Source organism: Comamonas testosteroni ATCC 11996 (genome assembly GCF_000241525.1).
GTDB lineage: Bacteria > Pseudomonadota > Gammaproteobacteria > Burkholderiales > Burkholderiaceae_C > Comamonas > Comamonas testosteroni.
Window position 1 is genome coordinate 26,123 of sequence record NZ_AHIL01000025.1, and the last position, 15,327, is coordinate 41,449.

Here is a 15,327-nt window from a genome sequence, read left to right on the forward strand (position 1 = left end):
CTAGTGCAGGCCTCGGGTATGAAACGGAAAATTCTTGATTTGCATCAAGTATTTAGTCCAGCAGCGCCATTCCCTTGATCTGTGCATACACCGGCATGCCGGCCTGCAACTGCAAGGCCTTGGCCGAGTGCTGGGTGATTCTGGCCAGCAGCTGGGTGCCGCCCGCCTGCAGCGAAACCATGACCTGCCCCGGACCATCCTCGCGCAGGCCCAGCACCTGCACTGGCAGGATGTTGAGAATGCTGCTGCCCTCGGGCCTGAGCAGACTCAGGCTGACATCGCGTGCCTGCACGCGCAGCGGTACCTGGCTGCCCAATTCGCGCGGACGGGCCATGACGAGTTGGAGCCTGCCTCCGTCAAAGATCAGCGTGCTCAGATGGTCGGCCGCGTCATGGTCATGCACCGCGGCGTGGACCACGCTGGAGGCCACGTCGCCATGGGCCAGCGGCAGATCGAGGCTGGATAGCAGCTCGGTGACGGAGCCCTGCGCCAGCACCTTGCCCGCACCAAGCAACACCATGTGCTGGGCCAGGCGCGCGACCTCGTCCATGGAGTGGCTGACATAGATCACTGGAATCCGCAGACGCCGCTGCAACTGCTCCAGATAGGGCAGGACTTCGGCCTTGCGCTGGGCGTCGAGCGCTGCCAGAGGCTCGTCCATGAGCAGTACTTCGGGACTGGTGGCCAGCGCTCTTGCAATCGCCACGCGCTGGCGTTCGCCGCCCGATAGCGTGGCAGGCATGCGATCCATCAGATGGGCGATGCCCAGTAGCTCCACGGCCCGCTCCTTGGAGACCTTGCGGCGTTCCTGCGGCGTGCGCTTGAGACCGTAATCGATATTGCGCTGCACCGACAGATGAGGAAACAGGCTGGCCTCCTGGAACACATAGCCGAGTGCGCGCTGGTGCGTGGGCAGCCATTGCCGGCTGGCGTCGTCCTGCCATACGGTCTGGTTGACGGTGACGCGGCCTTGCGCGCGCTCAAGCCCGGCGAGGCTGCGCAGGCAGGTGGTCTTGCCGCAGCCCGAGGGGCCGAACAGGGCCGTCACCCCGTGGCCGGGAAGCTGCAGATCCACATCGAGTTCAAAGTCCGGCCGGCTCAGCCTGAGCTGTGCGGTGATGAAATTGGTGGCTGTCATGCGCGGCGCTCCGCTTTGGGTTGCAGCCAGTTCAAAGCCAGCAGCACGATGAAGGAGAACACCACCATGCCGGCCGCCAGCATATGGGCGTGGCCGTACTCCATGGCTTCCACATGGTCGTAAATCTGTACCGAGACCACGCGTGTCACGCCGGGGATATTGCCGCCCAGCATCAGCACCACGCCGAATTCGCCCACGGTGTGGGCAAAGGTCAGCACGGCGGCAGTGATGAATCCGGGGCGCGCCAGCGGCAGTGCAACGGTCAGAAAACGGTCCAGCGGACTGGCGCCCAGGCTGGCCGCCGCTTCCATGGGGCGCGGTCCCAGGGCTTCAAACGCGCGCTGCAGCGGCTGAACGGTAAATGGCATGGAGTAGATCAGCGAGCCCACCACCAGACCGGCAAAGGTGAACGGCAGATTTCCCAGGCCCATGGCCTGCGTGAGCTTGCCTATGGGCCCGTTGGGGCCCATGGTGACCAGCAGATAAAAGCCGATGACGGTGGGCGGCAGCACCAGCGGCAGCGCAACCACGGCACCGATCGGGCCACGCCAGCGCGAACGGGTATGGGCCAGCCACCAGGCCAGCGGTGTGCACAACAGCATGAGCAGCACGGTGGTCACGCCCGCGAGCTTGAGCGTGAGCCAGATGGCTGCGTAGTCTTCGGCATTCAGTTGCATGGAATCAAAAACAGGACTTGCGCAAACAAGTATGCACAACGGACATCTCTATCGGCAAAGCACCATGTCCGATCCGAATTTGCGCAAGTCGTAAAAAAAAGACCCTTGGAGCGCCCAGCTTAGCCGAGCAGCGCCAAGGGTAGAGCGGATTGGTTTGAGCTCTGGGACTTGCCGGCCAGGCGTCAGAAGCTATAGCCGTAGGAGCGGATGATGTCGTGCGCCTTGGGGCTGCGCAGGTACTTCATCAAAGCCGCGGCGGCTTCGTTGTCCTTGGCGCTATTGAGCACAATGGCATCCTGGCGGATGGGTTCATGCATATTGCCGGGCACCTGCCAGGCCGAACCCTCGCGGATCTTGCCGTTCTCCATGACCTGGGACAGCGCCACAAAACCCAGCTGCGCATTGCCGGTGGCAGCGAACTGGTAGGTCTGGGCGATGTTCTCGCCCATCACCACCTTGGGCTGCACCTGTGCGCTCAGGCCCAGCTTGTTCAGCACTTCCATGGCCGCTGTTCCGTAAGGGGCCAGCTTGGGGTTGGCGATCGCGATATGTTTGTAGTCGCCGCTCTTGAGCACATCGCCCTTGTCGTCCACATAGCCGGCCTTGGGGCTCCACAGCACCAGCGTGCCGATGGCGTAGGTAAAGCGCGAATCGGTCACGCCCTTGCCTTCCTTGGCCAGTTTTTCGGGCGTGGTGTCATCGGCGGCCAGCAGAATGCCGAAGGGCGCGCCATTGTTGATCTGGGCGTAGAACTTGCCGGTGGCGCCAAACGACAGCTCGGCCTTGTGGCCTGTATCCTTCTCGAACTCGGCCGCAATCTTCTTCATGGGAGCGGTGAAGTTGGCTGCCACGGCGACCGCCACTTCAGCGGCCTGCGCCTGCGCAGACCACAGGCCCAGCACGACTGTGCCGATCACGGCTGCAGAGCGAGCCAGTTGAAAGGAAAAACCGGTGGAGCGGGCAGTGATCTGAGTCATTGAAATTTCGCTATTCATTAATGGAATAGCGAGTGTAACGTGAATGAACAACTGAGGTCGAGCGAGGAAATTGGCTGTCAGGGCATGATGGCGGTCTATGTCAGACACAGAAAATTTCGAACAAGAACAATTGGATATGGCCGGCGACGAGGCTGTGTCGGGTGGCGCACTATCGTCCGATTCGGTCTCCCAGGCGCTGGGCTATGACATGGCCGACCGTCGCATTGCCATCCTGCGCGGGATTGCGCAAAGCGGCTCCATCTCTCAGGCCGCACGTGACGTGGGCGTGAGCTACAAGGCGGCCTGGCAGGCCATCGATACCCTGACCAATCTGGCTGGCGTGCCGCTGGTCGAGCGCAGCGTGGGCGGCACCGGGGGCGGCGGTGCACAGATCACGCCGGCGGGCGAGGAGTTGCTGCACGCGGCCGAGGCCATGATGCGCTTGCGTACCGAGTTGCTGCAGCGCATGCAGGCCGGCACGCCAGGCGGCGGTCAGCCCAATCTGGGCCTGATGACCAGCATGCGCAATCAGTGGCCTTGCAGCGTGCTCAAGGTCGAGTCCATAGGCGGGCAGATTCGGGTCTGGCTGCGTGCCGCAAGCGATGCAGGCTCGGACTGGACGATTGCTGCGCGCATCACGCCCGAAAGCTATGAGCTGCTGGGTCTGGCACCCGGTGTGCAGGTGCTGGCGTTGTGCAAGGCCACGGCCGTCAAGGTCTGGCTAGGACAGGAGCGGCCTGCGGGGTCCACACAGCCCATCAATATCTGGCCGGCCGTGGTGCAGCGCGCGACCTACGGCGCAGCCACGGTGACGGAGGAGAGTCTGGCTTGCGACGAAGCCATCTGCCGTTTGAGCTGGGGTGCGCAGATCGTGGGCTTTGCGCCGGCCATGAGCGCTCTGTTGGCCAATGACAATGTCTGGCTGGAGGTGGCCGAGTCTGCGGTAGTGGTGGCGGTGGCGTCCCACTGAGCACGACCTGCGCAAACTCGGATCTGACTTGGTGTTTTGTCGGTAGGCATGCCTGCTGGACATTCTTGTTGGCGCAAGCCAAAAAAAAGACCGCCGATCCTTTCAGATGGGCGGTCAAAAGGGAGTTTTCGGGCAACCGGACTCCCACGTTGAACTGAAATTTCTTAGTCCACTTTCAAGCCGATTTCCTTGATCAGCGGTGCAAAGCGGGCGCGTTCCTTGGCATGGTGTTCCACGAAGTCCTGGCGGCTCATGCGCGGCTCGGGCGTGGCGCCCAGGCCCTGAATCACATCGACCACGCTCTTTTGCTCCAGTGCCTTGATCACGCTGGCGCGCACGGCATCCACCACGGGTGCGGGTGTGCCGGCTGGCGCGTAGATGCCGAACAATGTGTCGGCATCGAAGCCCGGCAGGCCGCTTTCAGCCAGCGTGGGCACCTTGGGGTACAGGGGCGAGCGGTGCGGGCTGCCTATGGCCAGCAGCTTGAGCTTGCCGGCCTCGACCTGCTTGAGTCCCGGGCCCGGATCGAACCAGTATTGCAACTGACCGCTGAGCACATCGGTCAGGGCCGGACCGGCACCCTTGTAGGGAATATGGCTGGCATCGACCTTGGCCGCGCGCTTGAACATTTCACCGGCCAGATGAGGCGAGCTGCCCGGGCCTGGAGAGCCGTAGGACAGCTTGCCGGGATTGGCCTGCAGGTGCTTGATGAAGTCCTGCACATTGCTCACGGGAAGGCTGGGGTTGGTTTCCAGAAACACATGCACGCGTGCCACGGCCGCCACGGGGATCAAGTCCTTTTCAGGGTTGAACGGCAGCTTGCTGTAGATCAGCGGATTGATGCTGATGCCGCCGCCGCTGCTCAGCAGCAGCGTATAGCCGTCCTTGGCAGAGCGCACGGTTTCGCTGATACCGATATTGCCGTTGGCTCCGGGCTTGTTGTCCACCACCACGGACTGGCCCAGCACCTGGCTCATGGAGGGCGAGATCGCGCGCCCCATCACATCGGCGGCGCCGCCAGGGGCGAAGTTCACGATCAGGCGGATGGGGCGATCCGGCCATGTCTGCGCCTGGGCGGCCGGCACCAGGCAAAGCGCCATGCCCAGGCTGGCCCAGCCTTTGGCGATCAGGGCGCGCAGCGGCCTGTGCGAAGAGGGGCGTTGAGTGATGGGAGTCTCCATATGTGTTTTCCTGCTTGTCATTGATATCGATCAGTCCAGCTTGATGCCTGCGGTCTTGATGACCTCTCCCCAGCGCTTCTTCTCGGAGAGCCAGAACTCGCGCATCTGCTCTGGGGTGCTGGGCAGGGGTTCCAGGGCCAGGGCCTCGAAGCGGGCCTGCACGGCCGGCGTCTTCAGGGTTTCCTGCAGCGTCCTGGACCACATCTGTATGGTGGCGTCATCCGTGCCCCTGGGGGCGACCAGGCCCTGCCAGGCGAATGCCTCGAAGCCGGCCACGCCCTGCTCGATGAGCGTGGGCGTCTGGGGCAGGCTCTTGAGCCGCTGCGCGCTGGCCACGCCGATGGCGCGGACCTTGCCGGCGTTGATGTGGGGCAGGCCTGCGGCGCTGTCCACCAGCATGAAGGGAATCTGGCCTCCGATCACATCCAGCATGGCCGGGCCGGCGCCGCGATAGGGGGCGTGGGTCATCTTCACGCCCATCTTCTGGGCCAGCAGTTCGGTGGCCAGGTGGTGCGGAGTGCCCAGCCCGGGAGATCCATAGCTGAGCTTGCCGGGGTTGGCCTTGGCCCAGGCCGCAAATTCCTGGAAGCTGCGCACCGGCAATTCGTTGTTGACGACCAGCAGCAGCGGAAAGCGCGCCAGCAGGCTGATGGGGACGAAGTCCTGTTCGGCGTTGTAGGCCAGCTTGGGGAACAGATGCGGGTTGGCGGCCAGGGTGGCGAAGTCAGCGGTGAAGACCAGGTTGCCATAGTCGCGCGAGCGCGCCGCATATTCTGCGGCGATGTTGGTGCCGGCGCCCGGCTTGTTGAGCACCACGATGTTGCGATGGATGGGCTTGGCCCAGGCTTCGGCTACGCCCCGGGCCACAGCATCCGAGCCGCCGCCTGCGGCAAAGCCGACCACCCATTCCATTGGCCTGCCGGACGTCTGCTGGGCGTGGGCCGTACCCAGCATGAGCTGTACACCGCAAGCAGCGCCGGCTTTGAGAAAGGTTCTGCGCATGTTGTCTCCTTGTTGTTGAATCCGCGGGCCCGGTCCCTGCTGTCTTTCTCTTTGTTTTGCAGTCTTTCCCGAGCCTTCGATGCGTCTTTGCCGAGTCCTGGTCCTAGGGCGTGCGCTGCTGCGTCATGCTGATGAGCCGGTGCAGGGTACGTGTCATGGGCGTGTCGATGCCATGCCGCTCGCCAGCGCGCACCACCGCACCGTGGATGGAATCGGTCTCGGTGGGGCGCCTCGCCAGCAGGTCCTGCAGCAGCGATGGCTGGTGTCCCACATGGTGATTCAGGGCATCCTCCACCGTGGCCTGGATGCGGAGGGCGTCCACAGCGATGCCGTTGGCCGCAGCCACGGTAACGACCTCGTCCAGGACTTCGCGGATCAGGCTGCGGCCCAGGGGGCTGGCCAGTGCGTCCACGGTCTGGCGCGTGATGCCGCACAGACCGTTGAAGGCAGCATTGAAGGCCAGCTTTTCCCAGATGGCGGTCTCGACCTCGGGATCGATCTCGCTATGCAGTCCGGCGCGGTTGAGGTCGTCGCAGAAGTCCTGGAAGCCGGCATCCACCTGTCCAGTGCGCGGCATGAAGCGGATCTTGCCGCTGCCCAGCGAACTCACTTTTCCGGGGGCCAGCAACCGGGCCGGCCATGTCGTCACACCCACGGCGATCTGCCGGGCATCGGCAAATTCGTGCAGGGTCTCGATATGTCCTATACCGTTTTGCAGGCTGAGCAGCCGGGTCCCGGGCCCTATCAGGTGGGCAATGCTTTGCAGTGCGGCCTGGGTGTGGGCGGCCTTTGTGAAGATCAGCCAGCGCGCGGGCGGCAGCGTCAGCTCATGGGCCTGCAGGGCCTGAACGCTGGCGTGCAGCGGACCCTGGTCGGTCTCGCAGTGCACGCCGTGCTCGCGTATGGTCTGGAGCAGCTGCGCGTTGACGTCCACCAGCGTGACGGGGATGCCGGCCCGGGCCAGCCGGGTACCGAACAGGGTGCCCATGGCCCCCGCTCCCAGGATGCCGACGGTGGCCGCTTGCGGCTCTTGTGTGTTGTGCATGTCTTGTCTCCGAGGGCACGGGGCCGGGTCAGGCGACCTCGACCTCGACCAGCGTGGCGCGCGGGCTGCGCAGGGCGTCCCGCAGAACCTGGGACAGCTGGGCGGCGTCGGTGACGCGTACGCCGTCGCAGCCCTGGCCCTTGGCCAGGGCCACGAAGTCGATGTCGGGCAGGTCCGTTCCTTCGACCTTCTCGCCCTCACGGTAGCCGAACACCCTGGAGAAATCCTGCAGGGCGGCATAGCGGCGGTTCTTGACAATGATGTAGGTGACCGGCAGCTTCAGATGGGCTGCACTCCACAGTGCCTGGATGGCGTACATGGCCGAGCCGTCGCCGATGACGCCTATGACCTTCTTGTCGGGCCTGGCCAGCGCGATGCCTACGGAAGCAGGCAGGCTGTGACCCAGCCCGCCGCTGCACATGGTGAAGAAGGTCTCGGCAGCGTAGATGGGCAGATGGGCCTGGATGATGGAGCGCGAGCCAGGCGCCTCCTCGACGATGATGCTGTCGCGCGATCGCACCTGGGCCAGTGTGTGCATGAGGAAGGCATCGGTCATCAGCCGGCCCGGCTCGGGTGCCGCCGGCGCCGGTATGGCGGGCCGGGGCTGGAGCGCAGGGCGTGGATGTGTCAGGGGGCGGGCCAGCAACTCCTGCACGCCCATGCGGATATTGCCCACGGCTGCGTCGCCCACGGGTGCCCAGGCGGCGATGGCGGGGTCCTCGATGAGCTGGAAAAGCTGCGTGCCTTCGGCGATGAAGGGGCCGTGGCCTTCGACGTGGTAGGTGAAGGCTGGTGCGCCGATGACGAAGACCACGTCATGGCCCGAGAGCCTGTCCACGATGCGCTCGCGCATGGCCGGCAGGAAGCCGCCGAACAGCGCATGGTCCTCGGGGAAGCCGCAGCGCCCGCTCATGGGGGCTACATAGACGCGCGCCTGGTGGCGTTCGGCCAGGGCCTGGACGGCCTCGAAGGCCTGGCTGCGGTCCACGGCCGCTCCGACCACGAAGGCCGGTGCGCGCGCGCCCTCCAGCGCCTGGCCTATGCTGTCCAGCAGGCGTGGGTCGGGTCGGGTTTCGAAGCCGACTTTGCGCAGCGTGATGGGCTCGCAGGGCACATCCCAGTCATCGGCGGGAATGGAGACGAAGACCGGGCCGCGCGGCTCCTGCATGGCGATGTAGTAGGCGCGCGCCAGGGCCTGGGGCACGTCCTCGGCGCGTGCGGGCTCGCAGCTCCACTTCACATAGGGCTTGGGCAGCTCGGCGGCCTGGTTGGAGTGCAGGAAGGGGTCGAACTGCAGCAGCGAGCGGGTCTGCTGGCCGGCCGTGATGACCATGGGCGTGCGGTTCTTGAAGGCCGTGAAGATATTGGCCATGGCGTGGCCCACGCCGGCGGCCGAGTGCAGGTTCACGAAGCTGGCATTGCGCGTGGCCTGGGCATAGCCGTCAGCCATGCCCACGACCACGGTCTCCTGCAGGCCGAGGATGTACGAGAAGTCCTCGGGATAGTCGCGAAACAGGGGCAGCTCGGTGGAGCCCGGGTTGCCGAAGATGCGCGTCATGCCCAGCTCGCGCAGCATGTTGATGACGGCGTGGCGTACGGTGAAGACCTCGGCGGCCTGGGCATTGGGGGCGGTGTTGGCAGGCAAAAAATTCTCCTTGGATCGGGCTGGCACTGGGCCTTGGCACTGTTGGCATCAATCCTGCCTTTGGAGATAATTTCCAGCAATTGAATAAATCATCTAAGAGATATTCGTTTAATGGATATATCAGGTCTGGATCTCAATCTGTTGCGTGTTTTCGATGCGGTGTTCCGCCACGGCAGCGTCAGCCGCGCTTCGCAGGAGCTGGGTCTTTCCCAGCCCGCAGCCAGTCAGGCGGTGACGCGGCTGCGCCATTTGCTGGGCGATCCGCTGTTCGAACGCATGCATGGGGGCGTGCGCCCCACGCCGCGTGCCGAGCGGCTGGCTCAGGCGGTAAGAACTGCACTGGCAACGCTGGAGGTGGCCTTGGCAGAGGCGCACAGTTTTGATCCCTTGCAGGCGAATCAGTGCTTTCGCATTCACCTCAGCGACATCGGCGAAGCGCGCTTCTTGCCACCCCTGATGCAGGCCTTGAGAGGCCGGGCGCCCCATGTGCAGCTGGAAACCCTGCCCATGCCCATGGGCGAGATTGCCGATGCCCTGGATCGCGGCTCGCTGGATATCGCCATCGGCTTCCTGCCTGGTGTGACGGGCACGCAGCAGAAGGTGCTGCTGTCCGACCACTACGCCCTGTTGCTGCGTCAGGGGCATCCGGTGCTCAAGGGTTTGAAGACCGAGAGGCTGAGCGCTGAACATTTGCGCGGGCTGGACTATGTGGCCGTGCGCTCGCATTCCGAGACGCTGCGCATTCTGCGCAAGCTCGAGTTGCAGGATCAGGTGAGGCTGTCGGCGGCCCACTTCATGGCCGTGCCTTCCATCGTGCATCAGACGGATCTGGCCGTCATCATGCCGGCCGAGATTGCCCAGACCTTTGAAGCACAGGGCGGATATGCGGTGCTGCAGGCCGATCTGCCAGAGAGTGCATTCGATGTCTCTTTGCACTGGAGCTGGCGCTTTGCGCAGGAGCCTGCGAATCGGTGGCTACGGGAATTGGTCAGAGAAGTGTTCGGGCAGCGCAGATAAGGTGTTCAGCCTCCACACATGCCCGCCTCGTGTGGCGGCTGCCCTCCGCGCCGGGCGCCCGCGTGGGGGCTTGTTGCCCTGTGATGGCACCGCAGCAATAAAAAAGCGCCAGGCTTTCAGGCTCTGGCGCTTGATGGGTCTGCAGTGGCAGCTATCTTTAATGAAGTTCCTTGCCCTTGAGTTCGGGAATCAGGAAGATCGTGGCCAGCATGTCCAGCACATAGATGGCGGCCAGCAGTGCAATGGCCACCTGGAAGGAGTAGGCCATGGCCAGCGCACCGATGACGACCGGGCCCAGGCCGCCGACGGCGCGGCCGATGTTGAACAGCACGTTCTGAGCCGTGGCGCGGGCTTCGGTGGGGTAGGCTTCGCTGATGACGGCGCCATAGCCGCCCATCATGCCGTTGACACACAGACCCATGATGGCTCCCACCCACAGCATGGCCGTGGCATCGGTGAGCTGGGAATAGGCCAGCACCGAGATCACGGAGCCGACCTGGAAGATCAGGAAAGTGGGCTTGCGGCCGATGCGGTCGGCCAGCTGGCCGAAGACCCAGATACCCAGCGACATGCCGACGATGGTGACGGCCGTCCACACCGACGACTTGGTCAGGCTGAAGCCCATCTGCTTGGACAGAAAGCTGGGCATCCAGATCATGATGCCGTAGTAGCCGAAGTTCTGCACCGAGGTCAGCACGATCACGCCCAGGCTGATCTTGCGCGTGGCCTTGTCCTTCATCAGCAGCTTCAGGCATTGCATGGCCGATGGCTGTTCCTTCTTGCTACGGTTCACGAACACTTCGGGCTCATGCAGCTTGTTGCGGATGACCCAGGCCACGACAGCGGGAATCACGCCGACCAGAAACATGCCGCGCCAGCCTATCGAGGGCAGCAGCAGCGGGGTCAGCATGGCTGCGCCCAGCACGCCCAGCTGCCAGCCCAGGGCCACATAGGACGAGACGCGTGCGCGATGGCGTGCGGGCCAGGCCTCGGCGGCCAGTGCCATGCCGATGCCGAACTCTCCCCCCAGGCCGATGCCGGCAATGGTGCGGTAGATCAGCAAGTCCCAGTAGCCTTGTGCAAAAGCACACAGGCCGGTAAAGACGGCAAACAGCACGATCGTCCAGGTCAGCACGCGGATGCGGCCATATCTGTCGCTGAGCATGCCGAAGACGATGCCGCCGAAGACGGCGCCGATCAAGGTCCAGGTCACGAGAGAGCCGGCCTGGCCGGGCGTGAGGTTCAGGTCCTTGGAGATGGCAGAGAGCATGAAGCCAAGAATCAGCAGGTCAAAGCCGTCCATGGCGTAGCCGACGGCCGAACCCATGAGTGCTTTCCAGCTGTATCCGTTGACTTCTGTTGGAGCGGCGGGCGCGGCTATGCCTGCCACGGCGCCTGTGGTTTGTGTGGTCACGGGAGAGTCCTTGAGCGAAGACGGACTTTTCGGGCCTGTGAGCCTGCTTTTGCAGAAAAAAGCAGGCCCTCGCTGGGCGCAAGACCAGCGCGCGGGCACGCAGCGTGCGTGCAGCATCCTTGAGGTGCAACGGGCACGAAAAAGTCCTTGAAGGGGAGGTTTGAGCGGCAGGAGCATGGCGGCGCGGACTGCGTTGATTTCTGCGGGGCAGAAAGGGCAGTGCGGCGCAATGTCGCCTCTGTAAAAAGCGAAAAGCCCCAGTTGCGCGAGCAACTGGGGCTTGGATGTGGTGGTCGTAGCGGGACTCGAACCTGCGACATCAGCATTATGAATGCTGCGCTCTAACCAACTGAGCTATACGACCGACAGCCCGCAATTGTATAGGAAGAAATGGCGTTGGCAGCCAAGTTGGGAATTTTTGTGCGCAGACTGCAGCGAGCGTTGCGACAAAGAAAAAACCGCAGTGCTTTTGCAAACACTGCGGTTTCCTGTCTGGTGGTCGTAGCGGGACTCGAACCTGCGACATCAGCATTATGAATGCTGCGCTCTAACCAACTGAGCTATACGACCGAAGACAGCGATTATATGCAAAAAATCGCTTCTTCAATCGGTTTGCTGAAATTTCTTGCGAAAAATCTGCTGCTTACTGGTGGGTGAAGTGGGCGGGGCGCTTGTTCACAAAGGCGTCCATGCCTTCCTTCTGGTCCTGGGTGGCAAACAGGGCATGGAACAGGCGGCGCTCGAACATCACGCCATCGGACAGGCCGCTCTCGAACGCACGGTTCACGGACTCCTTGGCAGCCATCACGGCCAGCTGGGAGAAGCCGCTGATGATGATGGCGGCGCCCAGCGTCTCTTCCATGAGCTTGTCAAAAGGCACAACGCGGCTGACCAGACCGGCACGCTCGGCCTCGCTGGCATCCATCATGCGGGCGGTCAGAGCCATGTCCATGGCCTTGGATTTGCCCACTGCGCGCGGCAGGCGCTGCGTGCCGCCGGCACCGGGAATCACGCCCAGCTTGATCTCTGGCTGGCCGAACTTGGCGTTATCGGCAGCGATGATGAAGTCGCACATCATCGCCAGCTCGCAGCCGCCGCCCAGGGCAAAGCCGCTGACGGCGGCAATCACGGGCTTGCGGATGCTGCGAATGGTCTCCCAGTTGCGCGTGATGTAGTCGCCGCCATAGGCGTCGGCAAAGCTGTACTTGGCCATGGCACCGATATCTGCACCGGCGGCAAAGGCTCGTTCGCTGCCGGTGATGATCATGCAGCCAATGCTTTTGTCGGCATCGAACTTCCTGAGCGCATCGCCCAGTTCGTCCATGAGCTGGTCGTTCAGGGCATTGAGCTGCTTGGGACGGTTCAGCGTGATGACGCCGACTTTTTCCGCTTCCACGCGGACTTCGATGGTTTCGTAGGCCAAGTTTGTCTCCTGCTAAAGAATGAATGGCTGCTGCCAAGAATAACCGCTGAGTCTGGCTGCCGGCTGTCGCGCTGCAGCGCCACTTTGGGGCCGGGCTCAGGCCGCAATGCCCGTCAGCCAGCGCTCTGCGGCGGCCTTGTCGCTGATTTCCAGCCCCAGATTGCTGATGGGGCTGGCGCTATCTGCATCCTCGCTGGCGGCTTTGGCGAGCAGGCTGCCCGTGTTCAGCGTCAGCTGCAGGATCTGCTGGTCGCGTGCTACCCAGGCAGTGAGCTGATTGGAGCCGGCCGCGTACAGCTGCACATCGTCCAGTTTGCTGATGCGCCAGCGCTGACCATCGGCCTCGACGGCCAGCCACTCGTCTCCAGCCATCATGCCGGCCTGCTCGGCAGCGCCGCCGCGCAGCACGGTCTTGATCTGCACGCTATGGTTTTCCTGGACACGCAGGCCCAGTTTCTGCGCCAGCTGTGCGGGCTCGGCCTTGCTCTTGATTCCATGCGTGGCCAGCAGCTCGCGCAGCGGCAGCTCGCCGGTGGAGTGCACCCAGGTCTGCAGCTGTCCGGCAATGTCGAGGTTGCCCACTTCGCTGACCACGGTCAGCACATCGGCTTCGCTGATGGGGCCGCCTGCGCTCTTGCGCCACAGGCCGCGCATCACATCGTCCAGGCTGCCCGGACCGTTGGCGCGCAGGGCCAGATCCAGGCACAGAGCGACCAGCGAGCCCTTGGTGTAGTAGCTGACCGTGTGATTGGCGGTGTTCTCGTCCTGGCGGTAGTACTTGACCCAGGCATCGAAGCTGGCCTCGGCCACGGACTGCACCAGGCGGCCCGGCGTCTGCAGCACCTGGTTGATGGTGCGCGTGACGAGCTTGAGGTACTGGCTGTTGTCCAGCAGTCCGGCACGGCGCAGGAACAGATCGTCGTAGTAGCTGGTAAAGCCTTCGAAGAACCACAGCAGCTCGGTGTAGTTCTCCTGCTCGTAGTCATAGCGGGCCAGTTCGGCCGGGCGCAGGCGCTTGACGTTCCAGGTGTGGAAGTACTCGTGGCTGATCAGGCCCAGCAAGGTGTTATAGCCTTCGCCAGCCTTGGCTTCGCCCTTGCGCGGTAGATCGCGGCGGCCGCAGATCAGCGCCGTGCTGTTGCGGTGCTCAAGGCCGCCATAGTTGTCATCCACCACATTGAGCATGAAGACATAGCGATCCATGGGCGGCTGGCTGCCGTCGGCGTGCCAGAAGGCGATCTCGGTCTCGCAGATCTTTTTCGTATCGACGAGCAGGCGCTCGCCATCAAAGCTGGGCGCTGCGCCGGCCACCACGAACTCGTGGGGCACGCCGCCGACCTCAAAGCTGCCGCGCCAGAAGCGGCCCATCTCCACGGGGCAGTCCACCAGCTCGTCGTAATGGGCAGCCGTGTAGAGGCCGAAGCCGTTGGCATCGACTTGCGCGGGCGTGAGGCCAGTGGCGACCTGCCAGCCCTCGGTGGCGGGGCTGCCGAGCAGCTCCAGCGCATGGGGGCGGTCCTCCTGGCCATGCACGCGCAGACACAGGCTGGTGCCGTTGAAGAAGCCACGCCGGCGATCCAGCCAGGCCGTGCGCACCGAGGTGTCATAGGCGCAAACCTGATAGCTGATAACGCAATCTGCATCAGCGTTACAGGCGATTTCCCATTGATTCTTGCTGAGCTGTTGCACGGCCACGGGCTGGCCGTTCTGCGTGGCCTTCAAGGCCTGTAGATTCTTGGAAAACTCGCGCACCAGATAGCTGCCCGGAATCCACACCGGCAGCGACAGCAACTGCTGTGCCGCAGGCTGGGCGATATGCAACTCCACATCGAAAAGATGGGCGTCCACCGCGCTGGCCTGCACGGCGAAGCGGATGTCGGGGCGAATGCCGGATGTGTTGAGAACAGATGTCATGGCAGCTCCAGAAATGCGGGCCGGAGCATGCGAACCTAGCGCAGCGCGCCTGAAACTGCATCAGGTGCGCGCTGCTCCGGCAATGAGACAGAGATTACTTGGCGGCGGCCAGGTGCTTTTCGACCTCGGCAGCCGAGATGGCGCCGGGCACACGAACATTGTTGGAGAAGATCACGGTGGGCGTGCCGGTGATCTTGTACTTGCGGCCGAAAGCCAGATTACGCTGGATGGCGGCGGGGTCGCACTGGGCGGCTGGCGCGTTCTTGCTGTTCAGCATCTGCTCATGCCAGGCCTTGGCCTGATCCTTGGCGCACCAGATATTGCGCGACTTCTCGGCCGAGTCCGGACTCAGGATGGGGTAGAGGAAGAGGTAGATGGTGACGTTGTCCACGCTCTGCAGGTCTTTCTCAAAGCGCTTGCAGTAGCCGCAGTTCGGGTCTTCAAACACGGCCATCTTGCGCTCGCCCTTGCCATGCACGATGGTGATGGCGTCCTTGATGGGCAACTGCTTGAAGTCCACGGCCGTGAGCTGGGTCATGCGGTCTTCGGTCAGATTGCGGCGTGCCTTGGTGTCGATCAGCTCGCCCTGAATCAGGTAGTTGCCCTTGGCATCGGTGTAGAAGATATCCGTGCCCACGCGCACTTCGTACAGGCCGCTCATGGGGGTGGAGCGCACCTCGTCGATTTTCTCGAGCTGGGGAATGCGCTCGGTCAGCGTCTTCTTGAGGTTGGCATCCTGGGCATGCACGCTCAGGCCGAAGGTCAGGCTGGCGGTGGCCAGCAGGCAGGCAACAAGTTTCATGGAAGATGTCGTGGGCTGCAGCGCGCTGCAGCGTGGAAAGAATGAGATAGGCTGCCATCCACTATGCATGGACGGCAGGGCTGTTGCTTGGAGTAAGGACTGAGCCAAGGGTTCCCTGAACC

General features: G+C 63.5%; 13 protein-coding genes and 2 tRNA genes. 2 read left to right on the forward strand and 13 right to left on the reverse strand.

Translation table 11 applies throughout. From position 1 onward, the window contains the following. Positions 1–52: 52 nt before the first annotated feature. From modC to modA, 3 genes are all read right to left on the reverse strand, one after another. Entirely contained in the window at positions 53–1,138 is a 1,086-nt protein-coding gene (modC, locus tag CTATCC11996_RS08860; protein ID WP_003075259.1) for a molybdenum ABC transporter ATP-binding protein, read from the reverse strand. Further along, the gene (gene modB, locus CTATCC11996_RS08865) at positions 1,135–1,815 is read right to left on the reverse strand and encodes a molybdate ABC transporter permease subunit (protein WP_003075261.1); all 681 of its coding nucleotides are present in this window, start codon (positions 1,813–1,815) and stop codon (positions 1,135–1,137) included. The genes modC and modB overlap by 4 nt, the downstream gene beginning before the upstream one ends. A 182-nt stretch (positions 1,816–1,997) precedes the next feature. Continuing rightward, complete coding sequence (modA, locus tag CTATCC11996_RS08870) at positions 1,998–2,792, reverse strand: molybdate ABC transporter substrate-binding protein (RefSeq protein ID WP_003075262.1); 795 nt, start codon at positions 2,790–2,792, stop codon at positions 1,998–2,000. A 97-nt stretch (positions 2,793–2,889) separates the two neighbouring features. Here modA and CTATCC11996_RS08875 point away from each other — a divergent pair, with 97 nt between their 5' ends. Beyond that, on the forward strand, positions 2,890–3,762 hold the full coding sequence (locus tag CTATCC11996_RS08875; protein ID WP_172590563.1) for a molybdenum-dependent transcriptional regulator: 873 nt from the start codon (positions 2,890–2,892) through the stop codon (positions 3,760–3,762). A 164-nt stretch (positions 3,763–3,926) separates the two neighbouring features. On the opposite strand, the gene CTATCC11996_RS08880 is transcribed toward CTATCC11996_RS08875, so the two are convergent. From CTATCC11996_RS08880 to mdlC, 4 genes are all read right to left on the reverse strand, one after another. Then, a complete protein-coding gene (locus CTATCC11996_RS08880) occupies positions 3,927–4,943 on the reverse strand; it encodes a Bug family tripartite tricarboxylate transporter substrate binding protein (protein ID WP_003075267.1) in 1,017 nt (338 codons plus the stop codon). 30 nt (positions 4,944–4,973) lie between these two features. Beyond that, positions 4,974–5,945 (reverse strand): Bug family tripartite tricarboxylate transporter substrate binding protein, encoded by a 972-nt coding sequence (locus CTATCC11996_RS08885; protein WP_003075269.1) that lies wholly within the window; start codon positions 5,943–5,945, stop codon positions 4,974–4,976. Positions 5,946–6,048: 103 nt separating this feature from the next. Beyond that, positions 6,049–6,990, reverse strand: coding sequence for a ketopantoate reductase family protein (locus CTATCC11996_RS08890; protein ID WP_003075270.1), 942 nt, complete (start codon positions 6,988–6,990; stop codon positions 6,049–6,051). Positions 6,991–7,018: 28 nt separating this feature from the next. Further along, positions 7,019–8,635 carry a benzoylformate decarboxylase gene (gene mdlC / locus CTATCC11996_RS08895; RefSeq protein WP_003075272.1) on the reverse strand — a complete coding sequence of 539 codons (1,617 nt, stop codon included), beginning with the start codon at positions 8,633–8,635 and terminating at the stop codon, positions 7,019–7,021. 111 nt (positions 8,636–8,746) lie between these two features. On the opposite strand from mdlC, the gene CTATCC11996_RS08900 reads away from it, so the two are divergent. After that, complete coding sequence (locus tag CTATCC11996_RS08900) at positions 8,747–9,652, forward strand: LysR family transcriptional regulator (RefSeq protein WP_003075275.1); 906 nt, start codon at positions 8,747–8,749, stop codon at positions 9,650–9,652. A gap of 157 nt (positions 9,653–9,809) precedes the next feature. Here the strand turns inward: CTATCC11996_RS08900 and CTATCC11996_RS08905 are convergent, their stop codons facing one another. The 6 genes from CTATCC11996_RS08905 to CTATCC11996_RS08930 all read right to left on the reverse strand — a co-directional run bounded on the left by CTATCC11996_RS08905 (position 9,810) and on the right by CTATCC11996_RS08930 (position 15,205). After that, complete coding sequence (locus CTATCC11996_RS08905) at positions 9,810–10,979, reverse strand: MFS transporter (protein ID WP_003075277.1); 1,170 nt, start codon at positions 10,977–10,979, stop codon at positions 9,810–9,812. Positions 10,980–11,353: 374 nt separating this feature from the next. Beyond that, positions 11,354–11,430 (reverse strand) — tRNA-Met (locus CTATCC11996_RS08910). A gap of 129 nt (positions 11,431–11,559) precedes the next feature. After that, positions 11,560–11,636 (reverse strand) — tRNA-Met (locus tag CTATCC11996_RS08915). A 73-nt stretch (positions 11,637–11,709) separates the two neighbouring features. Next, positions 11,710–12,489, reverse strand: coding sequence for an enoyl-CoA hydratase (locus CTATCC11996_RS08920; protein ID WP_003075280.1), 780 nt, complete (start codon positions 12,487–12,489; stop codon positions 11,710–11,712). Between the two features lie 96 nt (positions 12,490–12,585). Beyond that, complete coding sequence (locus CTATCC11996_RS08925) at positions 12,586–14,403, reverse strand: M61 family metallopeptidase (protein ID WP_003075281.1); 1,818 nt, start codon at positions 14,401–14,403, stop codon at positions 12,586–12,588. A gap of 94 nt (positions 14,404–14,497) precedes the next feature. Further along, positions 14,498–15,205, reverse strand: a complete 708-nt coding sequence (locus CTATCC11996_RS08930) for a DsbC family protein (RefSeq protein ID WP_003071046.1) — start codon at positions 15,203–15,205, stop codon at positions 14,498–14,500. Positions 15,206–15,327: the final 122 nt, after the last annotated feature.

What these genes read in the sequence shown, in the direction of transcription:
- CTATCC11996_RS08880 (WP_003075267.1), bottom strand. Translation starts at nt 4,943, where the DNA reads ATGGAGACTCCCATCACTCAACGCCCCTCTTCGCACAGGCCGCTGCGC.
- CTATCC11996_RS08885 (WP_003075269.1), bottom strand. Translation starts at nt 5,945, where the DNA reads ATGCGCAGAACCTTTCTCAAAGCCGGCGCTGCTTGCGGTGTACAGCTC.
- CTATCC11996_RS08905 (WP_003075277.1), bottom strand. Translation starts at nt 10,979, where the DNA reads ATGGGTTCGGCCGTCGGCTACGCCATGGACGGCTTTGACCTGCTGATT.
- CTATCC11996_RS08890 (WP_003075270.1), bottom strand. Translation starts at nt 6,990, where the DNA reads ATGCACAACACACAAGAGCCGCAAGCGGCCACCGTCGGCATCCTGGGA.
- modC (WP_003075259.1), bottom strand. Translation starts at nt 1,138, where the DNA reads ATGACAGCCACCAATTTCATCACCGCACAGCTCAGGCTGAGCCGGCCG.
- CTATCC11996_RS08875 (WP_172590563.1), top strand. Translation starts at nt 2,890, where the DNA reads ATGTCAGACACAGAAAATTTCGAACAAGAACAATTGGATATGGCCGGC.
- CTATCC11996_RS08925 (WP_003075281.1), bottom strand. Translation starts at nt 14,403, where the DNA reads ATGACATCTGTTCTCAACACATCCGGCATTCGCCCCGACATCCGCTTC.
- CTATCC11996_RS08930 (WP_003071046.1), bottom strand. Translation starts at nt 15,205, where the DNA reads ATGAAACTTGTTGCCTGCCTGCTGGCCACCGCCAGCCTGACCTTCGGC.
- CTATCC11996_RS08900 (WP_003075275.1), top strand. Translation starts at nt 8,747, where the DNA reads ATGGATATATCAGGTCTGGATCTCAATCTGTTGCGTGTTTTCGATGCG.
- modB (WP_003075261.1), bottom strand. Translation starts at nt 1,815, where the DNA reads ATGCAACTGAATGCCGAAGACTACGCAGCCATCTGGCTCACGCTCAAG.
- modA (WP_003075262.1), bottom strand. Translation starts at nt 2,792, where the DNA reads ATGACTCAGATCACTGCCCGCTCCACCGGTTTTTCCTTTCAACTGGCT.